At 68.8% G+C, this 19,606-nt stretch carries 18 protein-coding genes; 12 read left to right on the plus strand and 6 right to left on the minus strand.

Annotated features, from left to right (window positions below):
* Nucleotides 1-93: 93 nt before the first annotated feature.
* The 3 genes from GGR64_RS11850 to GGR64_RS11860 form a co-directional block, all read right to left on the minus strand.
* Nucleotides 94-735: a DUF6766 family protein gene (locus GGR64_RS11850; RefSeq protein ID WP_184447246.1), complete on the minus strand. Its 642-nt coding sequence runs from the start codon at nucleotides 733-735 to the stop codon at nucleotides 94-96.
* A gap of 502 nt (nucleotides 736-1,237) precedes the next feature.
* Nucleotides 1,238-3,502 (minus strand): methyl-accepting chemotaxis protein, encoded by a 2,265-nt coding sequence (locus GGR64_RS11855; RefSeq protein ID WP_260303012.1) that lies wholly within the window; start codon nucleotides 3,500-3,502, stop codon nucleotides 1,238-1,240.
* Nucleotides 3,503-3,636: 134 nt separating this feature from the next.
* The gene (locus GGR64_RS11860; RefSeq protein WP_160966064.1) at nucleotides 3,637-4,440 is read right to left on the minus strand and encodes a YiiX/YebB-like N1pC/P60 family cysteine hydrolase; all 804 of its coding nucleotides are present in this window, start codon (nucleotides 4,438-4,440) and stop codon (nucleotides 3,637-3,639) included.
* 171 nt (nucleotides 4,441-4,611) lie between these two features.
* Here GGR64_RS11860 and GGR64_RS11865 point away from each other — a divergent pair, with 171 nt between their 5' ends.
* Nucleotides 4,612-4,926, plus strand: coding sequence for a hypothetical protein (locus GGR64_RS11865; RefSeq protein WP_184646035.1), 315 nt, complete (start codon nucleotides 4,612-4,614; stop codon nucleotides 4,924-4,926).
* Between the two features lie 70 nt (nucleotides 4,927-4,996).
* Here the strand turns inward: GGR64_RS11865 and GGR64_RS11870 are convergent, their stop codons facing one another.
* Nucleotides 4,997-5,467: a hypothetical protein gene (locus tag GGR64_RS11870; RefSeq protein ID WP_184646037.1), complete on the minus strand. Its 471-nt coding sequence runs from the start codon at nucleotides 5,465-5,467 to the stop codon at nucleotides 4,997-4,999.
* Nucleotides 5,468-5,865: 398 nt separating this feature from the next.
* Here GGR64_RS11870 and GGR64_RS11875 point away from each other — a divergent pair, with 398 nt between their 5' ends.
* The 6 genes from GGR64_RS11875 (at nucleotide 5,866) to GGR64_RS11900 (ending at nucleotide 14,943) form a co-directional block, all read left to right on the plus strand.
* Nucleotides 5,866-6,717, plus strand: a complete 852-nt coding sequence (locus tag GGR64_RS11875; RefSeq protein WP_184646039.1) for an IclR family transcriptional regulator — start codon at nucleotides 5,866-5,868, stop codon at nucleotides 6,715-6,717.
* A gap of 104 nt (nucleotides 6,718-6,821) precedes the next feature.
* The gene (locus GGR64_RS11880) at nucleotides 6,822-8,228 is read left to right on the plus strand and encodes an MFS transporter (protein WP_184646041.1); all 1,407 of its coding nucleotides are present in this window, start codon (nucleotides 6,822-6,824) and stop codon (nucleotides 8,226-8,228) included.
* Between the two features lie 109 nt (nucleotides 8,229-8,337).
* Nucleotides 8,338-9,267: a dihydrodipicolinate synthase family protein gene (locus tag GGR64_RS11885; RefSeq protein ID WP_184646043.1), complete on the plus strand. Its 930-nt coding sequence runs from the start codon at nucleotides 8,338-8,340 to the stop codon at nucleotides 9,265-9,267.
* Between the two features lie 283 nt (nucleotides 9,268-9,550).
* Nucleotides 9,551-10,849, plus strand: a complete 1,299-nt coding sequence (locus GGR64_RS11890) for a carbohydrate porin (RefSeq protein WP_184646045.1) — start codon at nucleotides 9,551-9,553, stop codon at nucleotides 10,847-10,849.
* Between the two features lie 288 nt (nucleotides 10,850-11,137).
* Nucleotides 11,138-11,773, plus strand: coding sequence for a TetR/AcrR family transcriptional regulator (locus tag GGR64_RS11895; RefSeq protein ID WP_221236192.1), 636 nt, complete (start codon nucleotides 11,138-11,140; stop codon nucleotides 11,771-11,773).
* Nucleotides 11,770-14,943: a cytochrome P450 gene (locus tag GGR64_RS11900; protein WP_184646047.1), complete on the plus strand. Its 3,174-nt coding sequence runs from the start codon at nucleotides 11,770-11,772 to the stop codon at nucleotides 14,941-14,943. Before GGR64_RS11895 ends, GGR64_RS11900 begins: the two co-directional genes overlap by 4 nt.
* A 192-nt stretch (nucleotides 14,944-15,135) precedes the next feature.
* Here GGR64_RS11900 and GGR64_RS11905 read toward each other — a convergent pair whose 3' ends face one another.
* Nucleotides 15,136-15,513: a MerR family transcriptional regulator gene (locus tag GGR64_RS11905; protein ID WP_221236193.1), complete on the minus strand. Its 378-nt coding sequence runs from the start codon at nucleotides 15,511-15,513 to the stop codon at nucleotides 15,136-15,138.
* Between the two features lie 97 nt (nucleotides 15,514-15,610).
* Here GGR64_RS11905 and GGR64_RS11910 point away from each other — a divergent pair, with 97 nt between their 5' ends.
* The 5 genes from GGR64_RS11910 to GGR64_RS11930 all read left to right on the plus strand — a co-directional run bounded on the left by GGR64_RS11910 (nucleotide 15,611) and on the right by GGR64_RS11930 (nucleotide 19,325).
* The gene (locus GGR64_RS11910; protein ID WP_184646051.1) at nucleotides 15,611-16,522 is read left to right on the plus strand and encodes an alpha/beta hydrolase; all 912 of its coding nucleotides are present in this window, start codon (nucleotides 15,611-15,613) and stop codon (nucleotides 16,520-16,522) included.
* Nucleotides 16,523-16,543: 21 nt separating this feature from the next.
* On the plus strand, nucleotides 16,544-17,443 hold the full coding sequence (locus tag GGR64_RS11915) for an alpha/beta hydrolase (RefSeq protein WP_184646053.1): 900 nt from the start codon (nucleotides 16,544-16,546) through the stop codon (nucleotides 17,441-17,443).
* An 81-nt stretch (nucleotides 17,444-17,524) separates the two neighbouring features.
* Complete coding sequence (locus GGR64_RS11920; RefSeq protein WP_184646054.1) at nucleotides 17,525-17,911, plus strand: hypothetical protein; 387 nt, start codon at nucleotides 17,525-17,527, stop codon at nucleotides 17,909-17,911.
* Nucleotides 17,912-17,976: 65 nt separating this feature from the next.
* Complete coding sequence (locus GGR64_RS11925; RefSeq protein ID WP_184646057.1) at nucleotides 17,977-18,966, plus strand: MBL fold metallo-hydrolase; 990 nt, start codon at nucleotides 17,977-17,979, stop codon at nucleotides 18,964-18,966.
* A gap of 119 nt (nucleotides 18,967-19,085) precedes the next feature.
* Nucleotides 19,086-19,325: a DUF1653 domain-containing protein gene (locus tag GGR64_RS11930; RefSeq protein ID WP_184447256.1), complete on the plus strand. Its 240-nt coding sequence runs from the start codon at nucleotides 19,086-19,088 to the stop codon at nucleotides 19,323-19,325.
* Nucleotides 19,326-19,355: 30 nt separating this feature from the next.
* Here the strand turns inward: GGR64_RS11930 and GGR64_RS11935 are convergent, their stop codons facing one another.
* Nucleotides 19,356-19,511, minus strand: a complete 156-nt coding sequence (locus GGR64_RS11935; protein ID WP_019796750.1) for a hypothetical protein — start codon at nucleotides 19,509-19,511, stop codon at nucleotides 19,356-19,358.
* Between the last annotated feature and the right edge of the window lie 95 nt (nucleotides 19,512-19,606).

Below are 19,606 nucleotides of genomic sequence, written 5' to 3' on the forward strand. Positions count from 1 at the left end.
TATCGCAAGCACGCCGCGATGCGCAAGCATCGCGGCGTTCGTGTGTCCGGGCGATTGGCTGTGTGCTCGGCACCGTCCACCGTGGCGTCGCGTTCAATCGCCGGTCTGCCGGTGCGGCGCGTGCACCGGCTTGGATTGCGGGGAATCCTTCTGCCGCAGCCAGATGGTCAACACCACCAACGCGAACACGGCAAGGAACTCGCTTTGCCAGTTCTGCATGGATTCGAACCAGAACTGCGCGCCACTGACGTGTTCCCAGAACGACGGCGGCGGCTGGTGCTGCATCGCCTGCTCGGCCACTTCGTGACGCCAGCTGCCCAACGCATGCAGCACGAAGCTGAGCAAGAACAGGGTGCCGAAAGCCAGGGCCAGCGAACGCTCGTACAGCGCCAACCAGAGGCCGCCGGCGCGCACCGGCCAAGGCACCGGACCGGACGCGACGTTATCGTCTTCCTGCGCCGGCGACAGCGGTCGCGATTCGGCCGATCCCCACTGGCGCAGCTTCACCGTCAGTACCACGTACATGCCCATCTGCAGGAACTCGCTCTCCCAGTTCTCGAACAGTGCGCCGATGAAATGCCCGCTGTGCAGGTACTGCCACATCGGCAGCGCCGCCAGCCCCTGCTGCCGCAGTTCCTCGTTGTAGGCCTGGTGACCACTGAGTGCCTGGCCGACCATGAACAGCAGGCTCAGCGCCAACAACACGATCGACAGGCTATTGCGTTTCCAGAACATGGAATCGGTTCTCCTCCACGCGCAGCGATGCCGACGCGCCGTCGCTGCGACCATAGGCAGCGATGGGCAAAGAGCGGATGAAGAAGGTGTCGCACACGCCTCTGCTGCCAAGCGGCGCCGTTACTCGTAGGAGCGGCTTCAGCCGCGACGGGCGTTCCCGACCATGTGGGGTCGCGGCTGAAGCCGCTCCTACGAACATGCGTCCGCATCCGCCTGCGGTGGCATCTGCGGCATCGATCCATTCAACACCGTGCACTGCATCGGCGCGACCCTTTTCAAGAGCTTGCCAGGCTCAGCGAAATGCGGGATGTCCTCGCGCCTTCGCCCGCACACTTGAATGCAAGGTGGGAGGGACGTCAGGGCAAATGTAACGACGGACGCCCACTGCAGGAGCGGCTTCAGCCGCGATGGGCGTTACCTGAAATGCCAGTCGCGGCTGAAGCCGCTCCTACAAGAACGAGGCGGCCACGGCATGGCGGCACAGGCCACCACGCCGCATTGCTCAGAACTCTTCCCACTCCGCGCTGTCCGCCGGCACGCCCTGGATCGGGCGCGGCTTGGCCGCCGGTTGTCGCACGGGGGCCGCGGGCTTGGGCTTGGTGGCGGCAACGACCGCACGCACCGCCGGCCTGGCCGGCTGCGGCCTTGCCGCGGGAGCCGGTGCCGCGCTGATGGCGGCGCCGCCGGCGAGGCGGAACACCGCGACCGCGCGTGCCAGTTCCGCCGCCTGGTCTTCCATGCTCTTGGCCGCTGCGCTGGCTTCTTCCACCAGCGCCGCGTTCTGCTGGGTGCCCTCGTCCAGCTGCATCACCGTCTTGCTGACCTGGTCGATGCCGGCGCTCTGTTCGGCGCTGGCCGCGGAGATCTCGGCCATGATGTCGGTGACCCGCTTCACCGAGGCGACCACCTCGGCCATGGTGGTGCCGGCGCGATTGACCAGGGTCGAGCCCTGCTCCACTTCCTGCACGGAGTCGGAGATCAGGGTCTTGATCTCCTTGGCCGCCGCCGCCGAGCGCTGCGCCAGCGAGCGCACTTCCGAAGCCACCACGGCGAAGCCGCGGCCCTGTTCGCCGGCGCGCGCCGCTTCCACCGCCGCGTTCAAGGCCAGGATGTTGGTCTGGAAGGCGATGCCGTCGATCACGCCGATGATGTCGGCGATGCGCGCCGACGCGGCGCTGATCGAGGCCATGGTCGTCACCACTTCCTCGACCGCGCGGCCGCCGTTCTCGGCCACTTCGCCGGTGCTCAGCACCAACTGATTGGCCTGGCGCGCGCTGTCGGCGTTCTGCTTGACCGTGGAGGTCAGCTCCTCCATCGAGGCGGCGGTTTCTTCCAGGCTGGCCGCCTGCTGCTCGGTCCGCACCGACAGGTCGCTGTTGCCGCTGGCGATCTCGCTGGCGGCGGTGTTGATCGAGCCGACCGCGCGCTGGATGCCCTGCACGATGCCGGTCAGTTGTTCGGCGGTGCGGTTGGCGGCGTCGGCGAGCTTGCCGAACGCGCCTTCGTAGCGCACGTCCACGCGCTGCGACAGGTCGCCATCGGCGATCGCGCCCATGATCCGGCCGACGTCGGCCAGGCCGCTGTCGGCCTGCCGCATCAGCCGGTTCAGCGCTTCGACCATTTCCTTGAACGCGAACTCATAGCGCGCCTCGTCGCCGCGCGCGCTGAAGTCGCCGCGGGCCGCCGCATCGGCCAGGCGCGCGATGTCGCCGTTGACCGCCGACAGGTTGGCCTTGACCACGTCCAGCGCCTCGTGCAGCGCGGCGCGTTGCCCCGGCAGCCGACGCATGTCGCGGCGCAGGTCGCCGCGGCCGTACTCGTCCATGATCGCCATCGCCTCGACGATCGCGTCCAGGTGTTCGAACAGCGCGGTGTTCATGCCGTGCGCCAGCGTGCCGTAGTCGCCGGGGAAGTCTTCCGGCATGCGATGGCTGATGTCCTCGCCCTGCTGCAGCCGCACCAGGGTCTGCATCTCGCCGTTGAAACGCTGCAGCTGGGTCTGCATCTGCTGCATGCTGGCCATCAACTGCCCGGTCTCGTCGCGCGACTCCACCTTGATCGAATTGTCGAAGCGGCCGGAAGCGATCGCTTCGGCGGTCCGCGTGGCGCCGCGCAACGGCGCGACGATGGCGCCGGCGATCAACCAGCAAAGACCCACCACCAGCATCACCAGTGCTGCGCCGATCACGGTGAGGACCTTGGTGAAACCCAACGCCTCGGCCTGGATGTCTTCGGCGTACACGCCCATCGCCAGCACCCAGTTCCACTGCGGGTACAGCGCGGCATAGCTGATCTTCGGCAACTGCACCGACTTGCCGGGCTTGGGCGCCTTGTAGTAGGTGAATCCGTCGCCGCTGCGCACCGCGGTCTGGATGTCGCGGTAGACGTACTCGCCGGCATCGCTCTTGTAGCCGCTCATGTCGGTGCCGACCGCGCGCTTGGGATGCATGACGATGTGCATCTGCGGGTCGACGATGAAGAAGTAGTCCACGCCGCCGTTGGTCTTCATGTCGCCGAGCGCGCCCTTGGCGGCCGCCTGCGCCTGCGCCTCGGTCATCTCGCCGCGCTTGGCCAGGTCGGCATAGTGCTGCATCACGCTCAGGCCCATGTCGACCTGGGTCTTGACGGTCTGCTTGCGCGCGTCGATCAGGTTGAGATATTGCAGGCGCGCCGCAGCGACGGCCAGCAGGATCACGCCGAGCGCGATCAAAGCGCACAGCACGACGAACTTGCGGGCCATGGGCAGATTGGCGATACGGCGGCGCAGGAATTGGATCGGATTCATGGCGTCAAGAAAACAGAAACGGGATTTTGTATCGGCCAGCCTGCGGTCGAACTTGAACCGCGCGGCGTTCGTATAGATGAACGCGCACCACAGTTCCGGGCTGGAGACGGTTTCAGTCAGGCCAACGCGGCGTCCAGCGGCGCACTGGCAGGCAACGCGCTTGCGGCCGGCGGCTCCCACACCAGGCGATGGAAGTCGAAGCCGTGCTGCAGGCGCGGCTTGACCACGTTGAAGTACGGCGACACGTCGAAATCGCGCGGCAGTGTCAGGCTGTGATGGCGCGGATACAGGATTTCCGCGTCCTCCCCGGCATCGGCGCCCACCAGCGGCGTCTGGTCGATCTCCGGCAGGATCGGGTAGCGGATCGCGCCGAAGGCCTGCGCCAGCAGGGTCGAACAGATCGCCCGGGTCGGCTCGCCGCTGCCCAGCTCGAGGAAGCGCCGCTTCACCGACGACGGCAACGGCGGCGTACGCACCAGGTAGCGCGCCAGATCGAAGATGTTCTTCAGGTCGTAGCTGTTGCCAACCCGCGAGACCATGTACTCCACCACGGTCTCGATCTCCTGCGCGCTCAACCCGACCGGGCGGCAGATGCGCGTGTGCAGGCCGGCGAACTCGCTCATCCCGACCAGGCGCACGCCGACATTGATGTCGACATCGCAGAACAGCGGCGCTTCCTCGCCGGGAAGCGCGGCCACGTGGTCGCCGATGTACAGCGCCGCGTGCGACCAGGTGGATTGGCTCAGGTACTTGATGGCGGTGGAGAAGCGGCTGTTGCCCTCGACCAGCAGCACGTCGCCCTTGCGCAGCGTGGCGCGCAGCAGGTGCGGCGGGCTGGTCGGCAGCTGCGAACCGTGGCGGCGCGGCTTGGACAAAAACTTGGCCAGGTGACGGCCCAGCAAACGTGGCAAGGACAGCATGCGCGTTCCCCCGAGGGACGGCCGCTTCGGCGAAACGGCTCCGCTAACGTCAATGGCGGCTCTACCTGGGAATTCTTGAGTCGGCCAGATCCACCGCAGCGCCGGCTTGCATGTGGATCACCGCTTCCCGCACACCATCGCGATGGCGCTGCGCTGCGTTAGGATGCCCGCTTGCCCGGCACCACGCCGAGCCCCGGATCAAGGACGACGATGATCGCAATAGCGCTGACGACGATCGGCATCGGCTTCGTCATCGGGGTGCTTTTCGGCGCACGGCATCTGTTCTGGATCGTGCCGGCCGCCGTGGCGTGCCTGTTCGTCTGGGTAAAGCACGCCGGCGCCGAGGCGCGCAACCCCGAGATGGCGGGTTGGATATTTGGCCTGACCTTGATCGCGCTACCGGTGCTGGGGGTAGTGGCTTCCGTCGGGTGGCTCGGTGGCTACCTGCTACGTCGGCAGATTCTGCGGCGAATCGAAAGCAGATGAGCAGCAGCAGCACGCGCCGAACGACTGGCGCCGCGTTCTGGTTGCCGTGGCGGTCACCGGCGCCGCACGGTCAAGGTCGCCGCAGCACAGACAACTCCATCATCTCCGACGAGTTCCGATTCAGATAGATCACGTACGTGCGGTTGCCGCCCGCGTCCACCTCAAGACTGTCGCCAGGCGTGAGCCCAGCTTTCTCGACCACCGTCCCGCCACGTGGCGTAGCACGCAGATGCGCCGTGGCGCCGTCGGTACTCCGCGTCAGATTGGACACGGTCAAGGCGCCGTTCCAGATCGCGCGGCTCTCGCCCGGCAGCAGTGTCATGATCGCCGATGACGCGGCCGCTTCCGGCTTGCATGCCGCGGCCTGCGCCTCGGCCAACTGCCGCTGCAGCGGCTTGACCTCCACGTACTGCACGAAGCCGTAGGTCGCGCCGATCACCACCAACACCGCCGATACCTCGGCGGACGTGCGCTTGAACGAGAGTCCTTGCCACCATTTCTGCGCCGGCGGTGGCGGCGCCTGTCGGGTCGTTCGGGCCATGCATCACGGTATCGGCGCCGCCCCTGCGGTGTCTGCCAGCACGGCTGACAGCGTCGCGCACGGCGGCGTTCGTCTACCGGGCGATACAGCAGCGACGCCGCGTCACTCGCGACAGGCGCCACCTCGAGGTCCGGGCACGGCGCGACATGACGCCGCCGCGCTCACGCAACTCCAGCACGCGGCCTTGGCTTTCGGGGATCTTGGAATCAGGGAGCGGCGTCGGCAGCGCGTACAGCCCACGCAGCATGTTGCGCCGCAACTTGACGCTGTGCGCGTCCAGGCAGACTCTGGGCATGAAATTACGAAATAATTTTCGCAATCCGAAATTCACTTGTCAAGCGACAGGATCAGGTGGGTCGAGCAAGCTGGCGATTCCCCGGGTCCTCCAGGAACTGCAGATGATCAAGACGATTTCCCAGCGCGCGGCCAGCGCCGCGCCCGACGACGGCGACGAGGCCGGGGACAAGAAGCTGCGCAGTACCGTGCAGTCGCTGGCCAAGGGCTTTCGCGTGCTCGAGGCGTTCTCGTCCGAACACGAGGAACTGTCGCTGAGCCAGATCGCGGCGCTGGCCAGGCTCGATCCCGGCACCACCTTCCGCATGCTCAACACCCTGGTCGAGCTGGGCTACGTGCATCGCGTGCCGGAGAGCCGCCGCTTCCGCCTGACCCTGAAGGTGCTCGACCTCGGCTTCCACGCGATCGCCCGCCGCGATCTGCGCAGCGTGGTGCGGCCGTTGCTGCGCACGCTGGTCAGCGACGTCAACGAAGCGGCCAGCTTCGCGGTCCTGCAAGGCCCCGACGTGCTCTATATCGAACGCGTCCGCGCCGGCATCACCCGCCTGGGCGTGGACATCCGCATCGGCACCACGGTGCCCAGCACCCGCACCGCGATCGGCCTGGCGATGCTGGCGCACCTGGCACCGGCGGAAGTGACGCGCGTGACCGGCGTGGACGTGCAGGTGCAGACGCCTGAAATCGACGCGATGCGGCGCACCTTCGACTGCGTCCGCCGCGACCGCTACGTGATCCTGGAGTCGATGCTGACCGAAGGCTTGCGCGTGCTGGCGGTACCGGTGCTGGATGCGGACGACTATCCGCTCGGCGCGATCAGCGTCGCCGCGCCGTCGGTCCGCACCAGCCATGCCGAACTGCTCGACACCGCCCTCCAACCCACGCTGCTGGCCGCCAAGGACATCGCCTTCGCGATCCAGGCCAGCGGGAGTGTTGCCGTGACCGCCCCCAGCACCTGATCCACCCGGGCCGCCGCCCGGTCCTCCCTGTCCGTCTCGCTGCGTGGACGCTTCGGCGCCCGCGCCGGGGTTCCCTTGTCCTGCGAAAGGCAGCCACGATGCTCATGCCCACCACAGCCCCTGCCACCACCGCCAACGCCACCGCCCGCGCGCCGTCCATCGCCGAGGCGCAGGCGGAGATCGGCGCACGCCTCGAACGCCTGCCGATCACCCGCAACGTGTGGTGGGCGCGCAACATCGTCGGCGCCGCCACGTTCTTCGACGGCTACACGGTGATCGCCATCGCCTACGCGATGCCGGTGCTGACCAAGGAATGGCAGCTGTCGCCGGCGCAGATCGGCATGATCCTGTCGGCCGGCTACCTGGGCCAACTGCTGGGCTCGGTGTTCTTCGGCTGGCTGGCCGAGCGCATCGGCCGCCTGCACGTGCTGCTGTTCACCATCCTGCTGTTCGTGTCGATGGACGTGGCCTGCCTGTTCGCCGGCAGCGCCGCGGCGATGATCGCGTTCCGCTTCGTCCAGGGTATCGGCACCGGCGGCGAGGTGCCGGTGGCCAGCGCCTACATCAACGAACTGATCGGCTCGAAGAAGCGCGGGCGCTTCTTCCTGCTGTACGAAGTGATGTTCCTGCTCGGCCTGGTCGCGGCCGGCGGCATCGGCTACTTCCTGGTGCCGGCCTATGGCTGGAAGGCGATGTTCATGGTCGGGTTGATCCCGGCGGCGATCATGATTCCGCTGCGCTTCTTCATGTTCGAATCGCCGCGTTGGCTCGCCTCCAAGGGCCGCTACGACAAGGCCGACGCCATCGTGGCCGAGCTCGAGCGCAGCGCCGAGCGCCGCCATGGCCCGTTGCCGGCGCCGGTCTTCGACCGCACTGCGCTGCCCAAGGCGCAGCGCTCGGATTGGCGCGAACTGTTCGGCAGCGTCTATCGCAAGCGCACCTTGGTGATCTGGAGCCTGTGGTTCTGCTCGTATCTGGTGGCCAACGGCATCATCACCTGGCTGCCGACGCTGTACCGCACGCACTTCGGGTTGTCGTTGCAGCAGAGCATCGCCTATGGCTTCTTCACCTCGCTGGCGGGTGTCGCCGCCGCGGTGGTGTGCGCGCTGTCGATCGACAAGGTCGGACGCAAGCGCTGGTACGGCCTGGCCTTCGTTGCCGGCGGGGTGCCGCTGCTGGCGCTGGCGGCGCTCGGCGGCACCTCGGCGCCGCAGGTGCTGGTGTTCGCGGCGCTGGGCTATGCCGCGGTGCAGACCATCACCTTCTCGCTGTACCTGTACTCGGCCGAGCTCTACCCCACGCGCATCCGCGCCATCGGCACCGGACTGGGCAGCGCCTGGCTGCGCCTGGGCTCGGCCTGCGGGCCGTTGCTGGTCGGCGCGGTGATCGCCGGACTCGGCATCCGCTACGTGTTCGCGGCCTTCGCCGCCGTGCTGCTGGCCGGTGCCGCGGTGACCTGGCGTTTCGCCCTGGAAACCAAGGGCCAATCGCTGGAACAGCTGTCTCCCTGAGCGCATCGCCCGCGCCGCAGCCGGCGCATCACGCGTCGCTTCCGTACCACCCCCGTCGGACCCCGCGTTCGATTCCATCCCCCGTTGATCCAAAGAAGAGGAAATGAGCATGAGTCACATCGACCTGAAAGGCCTGGTTCCCGCGCCGGTCACCCCGTTCACCCGCGACGGCGCCGTCGACTATCCCGCGATCAAGCGCATCGGCGCCTGGCTCGGCGGCATCGATGGGGTCAAGGGCCTGACCGTGCTCGGCCACGCCGGCGAAGGCACGTTCCTGGAGCGCGACGAACAGGCCAAGGTGATCACCGCGTTCCGCGACGCCGTCGACGGCCGCATCCCGATCATCGCCGGCATCACCCTGGAAGGCACCCGCGTGGCGGCCGACGAGGCCAAGCGCGCGGTCGCCGCCGGCGCGTCCGCGGGACTGATCTATCCGTCGCACGGCTGGCTGCGCTTCGGCTACCAGAAGGGCGCGCCGCAGGATCGCTACAAGGCCATCCACGAGGCCAGCGGACTGCCGATGATCCTGTTCCAGTACCCGGACGTGACCAAGGCCACCTACGACCTGGAGACGTTGCTGGAGATCGCCGCGCTGCCGGGCGTGGTCGCGATGAAGAACGGTGTGCGCAACATGAAGCGCTGGGACACCGAGATCCCGGTGTTCCGCAAGGAGCGCCCGAACGTGCCGGTACTGACCTGCCACGACGAGTATCTGCTGCACACCATGTTCGACGTGGATGGCGCACTGGTGGGCTATGGCTGCATCGCCCCGGAACCGCTGCTGGAGATGATCGCCGCCGGCAAGGCCAAGGATTACGCCAAGGCGCGCGAAGTGCACGACCGCCTGCTGCCTGTGACCAAGAGCGTCTATCACCGCGGCTCGCACATGGAAGGCTCGGTGGCGCTGAAGTGGGCGCTGGTCGCGCGCGGCCTGCTCGACCACGCCACGGTGCGTTCGCCGCTGCTGCCACTGGCCGAGGGCGCCGACAAGGAGATCGCCGCGGCGATGGCCGCCGCCGGCCTCGGCAAGGTGGCCTGACCCGCTCGGGTCGAACAGAGGGCCGCGTACAGGCGCGGCCCTCGTCGCAGCGGCAGCCGGCGTGTCTGCACCGTGCCTGCCGCCTGCGTCGCATCGCGCTTGTCGTTGTTGCTCTCGCCGGCTCCCCCACAGGCGTTTCTGTCGACCGCGCGTCGGACGCGCCGAGCGGTCTTCGCGTCGCTGCGTGACTGCAAGCTCCCGCCCTCTCACGTCTTACCCGGTCCGGACCCGCGCCCCACCTGCGCGGGTCAGGTGCCTCCCTTCGTCCGTGGAATCCGCTCCCATGTCGCGCACCCTGTCGCTGCTCGCGTCGGCCGCACTGACGGCCGCCCTCCCCGTATCCGCCGTCGCCGCCGAGACCGGGCAGTGGCTGGACGAGCACGGCATCGCGCCGCGCTTCGTCTGGTCCAACGATTATGCGCGCAACGTCGACGGTGGCCTGTCGCGCGGCGATCGCAATGCCGGCGGCGTGGTCGCCGGCGCGGATCTGGATCTGCAACGCCTGTTCGGCATTCCCGGCGCCACGCTGCACGCCACCGGCGCCTGGTACTACGGCGACAGCCTGTCGCAGCGGCAGATCGGCAATGGCGTCAAGGTGCAGGGCTACTGGTATCCGCAGCAGCAGGCGCAACTGGCGCAGCTGACCTGGGAACAGGTGTTCGCCGACGGTCGCTGGCAACTCGTCGCCGGGCGCATGAACACCACCTGGCAGTTCGCGCGCAGCCGCTACGGCTGCCGCTTCGTCGGCGCCTCGGACTGCCCGTTCCAACTGAGCCAGGCCGATGGCGGTTTCGTCGGCTTTCCCTACGTGAACTGGGGCGCGAAGCTGCGCTACAAGCCCGACGCCAGCTATGTTTCGGTAGGTGCGTTCGAACTGAACCCGCAACGCAAGAACACCCATGGCTTGGACTGGAGCACCGCCGACAGCAACGGCGTGCTGGGCACGCTCGAGATCGGCTACGAACCCGATCCCGCGCGCGGCCAGGGTGCGCCGCGTTACCTCGCCGGCCTCTGGTACAACTCGGCCGACTACAGCGATCTGCGCTACAACCAGGCCGGCGGCTTGCGCGGGCTGGTCGGCGGCCCGGCGCGCCTGTACGACGGCGGTCGCTGGGGCGCGTATGCGATGGGCGAACGCGCGCTGTACCGGCCGCAGGGCATGGCGAGCAAGCGCATGCTGGTCGCCTTCGGCAACATCGCCGCACCGTTCGATGCGCACCAGGTCTACGACCTGCAGGTCACCGCCGGCTTGTACTACAGCGGCCCGTTCGCATCGCGGCCGGGCGACGGACTCGGCGTCATCGCGAATTACTACCGTTTCAGCGCCGACCAGCAAGGCTACATGAACGATCTGCTGCGCAAGCGCGGCGCGGCGCCGGACATCGCGCGCAACGAGGTCATGGTCGAACTCAACTACAGTTATCGCATCGCCCAGTCGCCGCTGTTCCTGGTGCCGAACGTGCAGTACATCGTCCGCCCCGACATCCTTGGCAATCCCGCCGCGCGCCGCGCGCCGGACGATGCACTGGTGATCGGTTTGCGGGTCATGCTCAACATCGGCGGCCTGGGCACGCCGAAGTGACGCCGCACGTGCGGCCCACCGACGCTGGCGCCCGCGACACCCGATCGCCGCGCGACCGAGGCACCGGCACGGCGCCTCGCATTCACCGCATCCGCATCTCCGCGTGATCCAGCCCCGCGCGCCAGGCGCAACTACGCGCTGAACGAGGGCACGAAGCTCGCGCGCAAGTTCATAAATGTACAGCTGGACATTTTTATCGTCGTCACCATGACGACGCCCAAGCCCCACCGCCCTCGTCCTCGTCCTCGCGGCCGCCCGACCAAGGACCAGCCCGATGGCCGCCAGGCCTTGCTGTCAGCCGCATCCGGCGCCTTTGCCCGGTATGGGTTCGACGGCGCCAACATCCGCAGCATCGCGGCCGCCGCGGGGGTGAGTCCGAACCTGGTGCGCGTGCATTTCGGCAGCAAGGCCGCGCTGTGGGACGCGTGCGTGGACCAGTTCGCGCAGGCCCTGCAGCCGCGGCTGGCGGCGATGGCGCAGCTGACCGCGGACGACACGCGCGCGCTGCCGGAGCGGCTGGCGGATGCGATCCTGCTCATGGCCACCTTCTACGACACCCATCCGGCGGTGCGCGACTTCGTGGCGCGGGTGGTCTCCGAACGCCCCGAGCGCGCTGCCGTGGTCACCGAGCGGTTGCTGCGCCCGGCCTATGCCGCCGGCCAGGCGTTGATCCTTGCCGGAATCCAGGCCGGCATCGTCAAGGCGACGCACCCGGCGCTGTTCTTCGTGCTGCTCAACAGCATGCTGAGCCAGCCGCCGGAGTTCCCGCAGCTGCTGGCACGGCTGGCGCCGGAAATCGGGCCCGGCGAGGCGCGGACGCGGCTGGTCGAGACCGTGCTCGCCACCCTGCTGCATGCCCCGCATCCCGGCGTCGATCCCGCACCGATCGCCCCATCGCACTCTCCCCAGGAAGGCGCCCCATGACGCAGGCCATCCCACAACCGCGTTCGCTGCCGCTGCTCGGCAATTTCCACCATCTCGATGCGGATGCACCGGTGCAGAGCCTGATGCGGCTGGCCCAGGTGCATGGCCCGATCTTTCGCCTGCACAGCGGCCCGCTGTCGCTGACCGTGCTGAGCGGACAGGACCTGGTGGACGAGGTCTGCGACGAAACCCGCTTCGCGAAGAAGCTGCACCGTCCGCTGCAGGCCTTGCGCGACCTCGGCGGCGACGGGCTGTTCACCGCCTACAACGACGAGCCCAATTGGGCCAAGGCGCACCGGCTGCTGATGCCCGCGTTCGGTCCGATCGGCGTGCGCTCAATGTTCGGGCACATGGAGGACATCGCCGAACAGATGCTGCAACGCTGGGAACGGTTCGGCCCGGACGCGGTGATCGACGTGGCCGACAACATGACCCGGCTGACCCTCGACACGATCGCGTTGTGCGCGTTCGACTACCGCTTCAACAGCTTCTACCAGAACGAGATGCATCCCTTCGTCGCAGCGATGGTGGGTGCCCTGGCCGAAGCCGGTGTGCGTGCGCGTCGGCCGGACCTGGCCAATCGCCTGCTGGCGCCGGGCCGGCGCCGCTACGAGGCCGACCTGGCGATGATCCGCGGCGTCGCCGACACCTTGATCGCCGAGCGCAGGGCCGACCCCGCCGCGGCCTCGCGCGACGACCTGCTGAACCTGATGCTGTACGGACGCGACCAGGCGACCGGGGACGGACTGTCGGACGAGAACATCCGCTATCAGTTGGTGACCTTCCTGATCGCCGGCCACGAAACGACCAGCGGCCTGCTGTCGTTCGCGCTGTACCTGCTGCTGCGCCATCCGACGGCGCTGGCGCAGGCGCGCCAGGCGGTGGACGCCGCGCTGGGCACGCAGCCGCCGCAGGTCGAGGACCTGGCCAGGCTGCGCTACATCGAACAGATCCTGCAGGAAACCCTGCGGCTGTGGCCGACCGCACCGGCGTTCGCGGTCGCCGCGCGCGAAGCGACCACCTTGGCCGGCCGCTATGCGGTGACGCCGCAGGACACGCTGCTGGTGCTGATTCCCACCCTGCATCGGGATCCGAAGGTATGGGAGGAACCGGAAGCCTTCCGCCCGGAGCGCTTCGCGCCCGAGGCGGCCGAACGGCTCCCGCCCAATGCCTGGAAACCGTTCGGCAACGGCGTGCGCGCCTGCATCGGGCGCGGCTTCGCGATGCAGGAAGCGCAGCTGGTGCTGACGATGATCCTGCAACGTTTCGACCTGGACATGGTCGATCCGAACTACCAACTCAAGGTCGCCGAAACCCTGACCCTGAAGCCGGACGGCTTCCGCATCCGCGCGCGCCGCCGCGCCGATGTCGCGGTGCGCGCGCGCAGCGCGCTGCCGACGGCGCCGCAGAAACCGCTGGCGCCTGCTGCGACGTCGGTCCCCGCCGGCACCGCATCGGGCACGCCGCTGCTGGTGCTGTACGGCGGCAATTCCGGTTCGTGCGAAGCCTTCGCGCAGCGCATCGGCGGCGATGCGGCCGCGCAAGGGTACGCACCGGTGGTCGCGCCGCTGGACGAGCATGTCGGGCGCCTGCCGCGCGACGGCGCGGTGGTGGTGGTCACCTCTTCCTACGAAGGCCAGCCGCCAGACAACGCGCGCCGCTTCGTGGACTGGATCGACACCCTGGCGGCCGGCGATCTGGCCGGCGTGCGCTACGCCGTGTTCGGATCGGGCAACCGGCAATGGGCGCGCACCTACCAGGCGATTCCGAAACGCGTCGATGCCGCACTGGAGGCGGCGGGCGCCACGCGCTTCAGGCCCCGCGGCGAAACCGACGCCGGCGGCGATTTCTTCGGCGGCTTCGATGCCTGGTACGCCGGGCTGTGGACGGATCTGGGCCAGGCACTGGGAAAGGCGGCGCTGGAGCAGACCGCGCACACGCTGGAGGTGGACATCGTCCCCTCCGCCCGACTCGACGCGTTGCGCCTGACCGAGCTCGACCAGGGACGCATCATCGACAATCGCGAACTGGTCGACATGTCCGCACCGTTCGCACGCTCCAAGCGTCACATCGAGATCGCGCTGCCCGACGGCATGCGCTATCGCACCGGCGACTATCTGGCGGTGCTGCCGCGCAACCCCGCCGCGCAGGTCGAGCGCGTGCTGCGTCGCTTCGGCCTCGCCAGCGATACGCAGGTCGTCATCGGCCAGCGTCCTGGCGCCGCCTCCAGCCTGCCCAGCGGCTATCCGGTCGCGCTGGCGCAGGTCCTCACCGACTACGTGGAACTGGCGCAACCGGCCACGCGCGCACAGGTCGCGCAACTGGCAGCCGCCACGCGCTGCCCGCCCGATCGCGACGCGCTGGAAACGCTGGCCGTCGAGCCGGCCTACACCGACGAGGTGCTCGCCAAGAAGACCAGCCTGCTCGATCTGCTGGAGCGTTTCCCCGCCTGTGAGCTGGCGCTGGGTGCGTTCCTCGGCGCGCTGCCGGCGATGCGCGCGCGGCAATACTCCATTTCCTCCTCGCCGCTGCGCGACCCGGCACAGTGCTCGCTGACCGTGGCCGTGCTCGACGCGCCGGCGTTGTCGGGCATGGGGCGACGCCGCGGCGTGGCCTCCACCTACCTGGCCGGCCTGGATGCGGGCGCGCTGGTGTCGGTTGCGGTGCGGCCGTCGCAGGCGAGCTTCCACCCGCCGGAAGATCCGGCCACGCCGATCATCCTGGTCTGTGCCGGCAGCGGCATCGCGCCGTTCCATGGCTTCCTGCAGGAGCGCGCGATCCAAAAGGCCGGCGGCCGCGCCGTCGGCGAGGCGTTGCTGTTCTTCGGCATCGACCACCCCGACGTCGACTGGCTGTACAAGGACGAATTGCGATGCTGGCAGGACATGGGCGTGGTCGATGTGCGCCTGACCTGCTCGCAAGCGCCGCAGGACGGCGTCGCCTATGTCCAGCACCGCATGTGGCAGGACCGCGAGCGCGTGTCGGCGTTGTTCCAGCAAGGCGCCACCGTGTTCGTCTGCGGCGACGGCGAGCACATGGCGCCGGCGGTGCGTGACACCTTCGTACGCATCTATCGCGACAGCATGGGCGTCGGCGCCGACGCGGCCAACGCCTGGGCCGACCGGATGGAACGCGAACACGGCCGCTACGTGGCGGATATCTTCTCGTGACGGCGAGAACGGCCAGGGTGACCTGGCGGACCGCGAGGCAGGCAGCCGCCCACGCATGCGCGCGGCCCGGGCGGCCTGGCTTGCGACCATGCGCCGACCGCGTTCGTGTGGGACAACGCATGCCGCCGAGGCCTTCGCATCGACATCGCAAGGAGGACGACGCGGGGGCTCATCCCGACCGTGTCGACGGGCCTATTCCAGCGGCGGAACGACCCCTTCGGCCAACGTCTTGAGCAGGCGTGCGCGGCGGCGCTCCAGGTCAGCGATCTGCCGCTCGATGGAGGCCAGCCGCTTGCGCTGCGCCGCACTGGTTTCGGGACAGGCGCTGGCGCCCTCGATCATGCGCATGCAATCGGGGAAGGCGCGGATCTCGGCCAGGCTGAATCCGGTGGCGATCATGCGCTGGATCTGCCGGACCTGGACAACCGCCGCCGGCGGAAACGCGCGATAGCCGTTGTCGCTGCGGAACGAGGTCAGCAGGCCGTGCGCGTCGTAGTGCCGCAGCGAGCGCACGCTCGCGCCGGTGTCGCGTGCCAGTTCGCCGATGCTCAGCGTGCGCTGCGAAGTCATGCTGCCCATGGGAAAAAGCATACCATCAGCGGCCATTGACCCTCACACCAGTGTGAGGGTGGAGGCTACCGGGACTCGTCCAACCCTGGAGCGTCCCATGCCCACCCGACCGTTGCACCACGTCCTGTTCGTCCTCGCCTTGGTCACGGCGCTCTGCCTGGCGCCCCTGGCCGCAAACGCCGAAACCAAGCGCTACACCGTCACCGCCGCCGATGGCGTCACCCTGGACGTGCAGGAAACGGGAAATCCCGACGGCCCCGGCATCGTCTTCGTGCACGGGTTGCTCGGCAGCCACCTCAACTGGGACGCGCAGGTGAACAGCCCGCAGCTGCAGCGCTACCGCATGATCACCTACGACCTGCGCGGCCACGGCCTGTCCGGCAAGCCGACCGATACCGCTGCCTACACCGACGGCACGCGCTGGGCGGACGACCTGCACGCGGTCATCGTCGCCAGTCAGGCACGCAAGCCGGTGCTGGTCGGCTGGTCGCTGGGCGGCGCGGTGATCTCCAACTATCTGGCGAAGTTCGGCGACAGCGGCATCGCTGGCGCGGTCTACGTGGATGGCGTGATCGAGCTGAAGCCGGAGCAGATCGTGGCGCATGCGCAGGTCTATCGCGACCTGAATTCGCCGGACCTGAAGACCCACCTGGATGCGGTGCGCGCGTTCCTCGGCCTGTGCTTCCACACGCCGCCGGATCAGGCCACGTTCGAGCGCCTGCTCGCCAATGCCGCGATGGCCTCCTGGGACCTGCAGCGCGCGGTCCAGTCGATGACGGTGCAGGCCGAGCAGGGGCTGGGCAAGGCGCAGGTGCCGGTGCTGTTGCTGTACGGCGAGCGCGACGCGCTGGTACAGGCCAAGCCGACGATCGCCCGGGCCAAGGCCTTGAATCCGCGCATCCGCAGCGTGCTCTATGCGCAGTCCGGGCACGCGCCGTTCCTGGAAGAATCGCAACGGTTCGACCGCGACCTGGCCGGCTTCGTCGACGCCACCACCACCGCGCCTTGAGCGCATAACCACGAGGCCGTCATGTCGATTCGCCACTGCCCGGCACCCAGCGCCGCGTTTCCCGGCTTCAGCCGCCTGCAAGTCGATGCCGGCGGCGTCGCGTTCGCCGGCGCGATCGGCGGTGCCGGCCCGCCGTTGCTGCTGTTGCACGGCTTTCCGCAGACGCACCTGGCCTGGCGGCGGGTGGCGCCGCAGCTCGCACAGGCGTTCACGGTGATCGTGCCGGACCTGCCCGGCTACGGCGCCAGCCGCACCCATAGCGACCAGCCGCGCTGGAGCAAGCGCCGCGTCGGCGAGGCGCTGGTCGCGCTGATGGCGCAACTTGGGCACACGCGCTTCGCCGTCGTCGGCCACGACCGCGGCGCGCGCGCCGGCTACCGCCTGGCGCTCGATCACCCGGACCGGGTCACGCACTATGCGTCGCTGACCGTGGTTCCCACCCAGGACGCCTGGGACGCGATGGACATGCGTCACGGTCTGGCCAGCTTCCACTGGTTCCTGCTCGCACAGCCGTTCGACCTGCCGGAGCGATTGCTGGCCGCCGATCCCGATGCGTTCATCGAGACGGTGCTGGCGCGAATGGCCGGCGGCCTGGATCGCCTCGACCCCGCGGTGCGCGCGGCGTACACGGCGGCATTTCGCGACCCTGCGGTTCGCCATGCGATCTGCGAGGACTACCGCGCCGCGGTAAACGAAGACCTGGAGCACGACGCCGCAGACCGGGCCGCCGGCAACATCCTGCACTGCCCGGTGCTGGTGCTGTGGCCGCAAGCGCAGGCCGCCGCGCCTTCCCCGCTCGCACTATGGCGCCGCTGGGCCAGCGACGTCAGCGGCAAGGCGATCTCCGGCGGGCATCTGCAGCCGGAGTATTCGTCGCAGGAAGTGCTGGCCGAGCTGTTGCCGTTTCTGTCGCGGCCTTAGGGCGTCGGCGTATCCGTTCGTGCTGGTGTATGAGCAGGACCAGCCAAGCGCTGGCCAATCGAACAACATGCCGCGCCGGGCGTGGCGGTCGAGCACGCCAGCGGATCGCTCGCCATCGTGGACCACGGGGATCGTGACGTCGCCGACGTCGCGCTCAGCGGCCTGCCGCCCACCGACCAGGCGCATATCGCCCTTGGCGAGGACCGCCACGTCCTCCTGGTGCTGGCCTACGGCGCCGCCGGCAACTCACTGAGCGCCGTGCTGGACGCATTCGTCGAGGGATTTGCCGAGACCAAGCTGGCGGATGTCGGCAAACCCACGCGGTACCTGTATCCGATGCTGATGGCGATGCTGTCGCACCAGGGATTCGGCAGCGAAACCACGCACGCGCTGGATGTGCACGCACCGACCCGGCAACAGGGGCGCTTGCTGCTGCACGACCTGAAGACCGGCGCCGGCGGCAACTGAGGCAAGCGCGCCTGCGCTGCTAGCGCGTAACCTTGCCCCTTCCACTCCGCCTGGATCGCGCCTCAATGGCCAACCCCTACTACCGCGGCCCCGTCAGCGACCATTTCGACGGCGTGCGCTTCTTCAACCCGGGCCAGCCCACCATCGACAACGCACTGAGCAAGGTCCTGCGCTGGAAAGGCGCCATGGGCGCCGTGCGCTGGCCCGCGCAGGTCCCGGTGACACCCGCGGTGCCGGCGCAGCGGCACGACGGCCTGCGCATCACCATGGTCGGCCACGCCACGCTGCTGATCCAGGCCGCCGGCCTCAATCTGCTCACCGATCCGGTGTGGTCGCAGCGTGCGAGCCCCTCGCAGATCGCCGGGCCCAAGCGGGTGACGGCACCAGGCATCCGCTTCGCAGACCTGCCCCCCATCGATGCGGTCCTGCTGAGCCACAACCACTACGACCACTTCGACCTGACGACCTTGCGCAAGCTGCACGACGCGCACCATCCCCTGTTCGTGATGCCGCTGGGCAACGACGTGCTGTTGCGCAAGCGCGTTCCCGATGCGCGCATCGCGACTGGCGACTGGCATGAGCGGCTGCCGATCGGCGACACCGCGACGGCGACGCTGACCCGCGCCAACCATTGGTCCAGCCGTGGCATCGCCGACCGCAGGATGGCGCTGTGGTCCGGCTTCTTCATCGAGACGTCGCGGGGGTCGGTGTGGTTCGCGGGGGACACCGGCTATGGCGATGGCGCCATCTTCCGCGAGATCCGCGACCGGCACGGCGCGCCCGACGTGGCGTTGATCCCGATCGGTGCCTACGCGCCGCGCTGGTTCATGGCGCCGCAGCACATCGACCCCACCGAAGCGGTGCGGATCTTCCAGGACACCGGCGCGCGGCACGCGCTCGGCATCCATTGGGGCACCTTCCAGCTCACCGACGAAGGCCGTGAGGCGCCGCGCGAGGCGCTGTCCGCGGCACTGCACCTGACGGGCATCGCCGCCGCCGACTTCGTCGCCGCCGAGCCCGGGCAGGCGTTCGACTTCGCCGATTCCGCGCCATAGGGTTCGCACACCGCCATCGCCCGGCGAGCGGCGCGACGCGACATTCGCTCGCCGCGCTACGCCAGTAGTCGCGCGTGGAGCCCGGCTACACTCCACGCCCCACTCTTCCGGAGACCCGCATGCGCGACCTCAGCCCCCTGCCTTCCATCGCCCTGGGCCGCTACCGCCACTTCAAGGGCGGCGAGTACGAGGTGCTGGGCGTGGTCCGCAGCAGCGAGACGCTGGAGCCGCTGGTGCTGTACCGCCCGCTCTACGGCGAAGGCGCGATGTGGGTGCGGCCGTACCCGATGTTCGTCGAGCAGGTGGAGGTCGATGGCGTGCGCCGCCCGCGCTTCGCGCCGATCGACGCGGAGGCCTGAGCACGCGGCCGCCACGTCTGACGCGACGCGCTAGCGCTTGGACGCGCTGTCCACGTCGCTCTTGGTCGCGGCGTGATCCTGCGCCGGGCGGTTGCGGTTCTTCTTGGCGCGCGTCACCAGATACAGCATCGCGGCGATAAGCAGGACGAACAGTCCGGCGACCCAGGGCATCAGCGTGGTGTCCATTCGACACTCCAATTCGGTTGCACAGCGGTCACCAGACCACACACGCAGTGAAGGCCTTGGCTAGCGCGCGAGCGGAGTCGGCACCACGCGCGCAT

It is taken from the genome of Xanthomonas sp. 3307, assembly GCF_014199735.1.
Taxonomy (GTDB): Bacteria; Pseudomonadota; Gammaproteobacteria; order Xanthomonadales; family Xanthomonadaceae; genus Xanthomonas_A; species Xanthomonas_A rydalmerensis.

What these genes read in the sequence shown, in the direction of transcription:
- GGR64_RS11930 (WP_184447256.1), top strand. Translation starts at nt 19,086, where the DNA reads ATGCGCGACCTCAGCCCCCTGCCTTCCATCGCCCTGGGCCGCTACCGC.
- GGR64_RS11935 (WP_019796750.1), bottom strand. Translation starts at nt 19,511, where the DNA reads ATGGACACCACGCTGATGCCCTGGGTCGCCGGACTGTTCGTCCTGCTT.
- GGR64_RS11860 (WP_160966064.1), bottom strand. Translation starts at nt 4,440, where the DNA reads ATGCTGTCCTTGCCACGTTTGCTGGGCCGTCACCTGGCCAAGTTTTTG.
- GGR64_RS11890 (WP_184646045.1), top strand. Translation starts at nt 9,551, where the DNA reads ATGTCGCGCACCCTGTCGCTGCTCGCGTCGGCCGCACTGACGGCCGCC.
- GGR64_RS11875 (WP_184646039.1), top strand. Translation starts at nt 5,866, where the DNA reads ATGATCAAGACGATTTCCCAGCGCGCGGCCAGCGCCGCGCCCGACGAC.
- GGR64_RS11915 (WP_184646053.1), top strand. Translation starts at nt 16,544, where the DNA reads ATGTCGATTCGCCACTGCCCGGCACCCAGCGCCGCGTTTCCCGGCTTC.
- GGR64_RS11885 (WP_184646043.1), top strand. Translation starts at nt 8,338, where the DNA reads ATGAGTCACATCGACCTGAAAGGCCTGGTTCCCGCGCCGGTCACCCCG.
- GGR64_RS11910 (WP_184646051.1), top strand. Translation starts at nt 15,611, where the DNA reads ATGCCCACCCGACCGTTGCACCACGTCCTGTTCGTCCTCGCCTTGGTC.
- GGR64_RS11900 (WP_184646047.1), top strand. Translation starts at nt 11,770, where the DNA reads ATGACGCAGGCCATCCCACAACCGCGTTCGCTGCCGCTGCTCGGCAAT.
- GGR64_RS11905 (WP_221236193.1), bottom strand. Translation starts at nt 15,513, where the DNA reads ATGACTTCGCAGCGCACGCTGAGCATCGGCGAACTGGCACGCGACACC.
- GGR64_RS11870 (WP_184646037.1), bottom strand. Translation starts at nt 5,467, where the DNA reads ATGGCCCGAACGACCCGACAGGCGCCGCCACCGCCGGCGCAGAAATGG.
- GGR64_RS11925 (WP_184646057.1), top strand. Translation starts at nt 17,977, where the DNA reads ATGGCCAACCCCTACTACCGCGGCCCCGTCAGCGACCATTTCGACGGC.
- GGR64_RS11850 (WP_184447246.1), bottom strand. Translation starts at nt 735, where the DNA reads ATGTTCTGGAAACGCAATAGCCTGTCGATCGTGTTGTTGGCGCTGAGC.
- GGR64_RS11880 (WP_184646041.1), top strand. Translation starts at nt 6,822, where the DNA reads ATGCCCACCACAGCCCCTGCCACCACCGCCAACGCCACCGCCCGCGCG.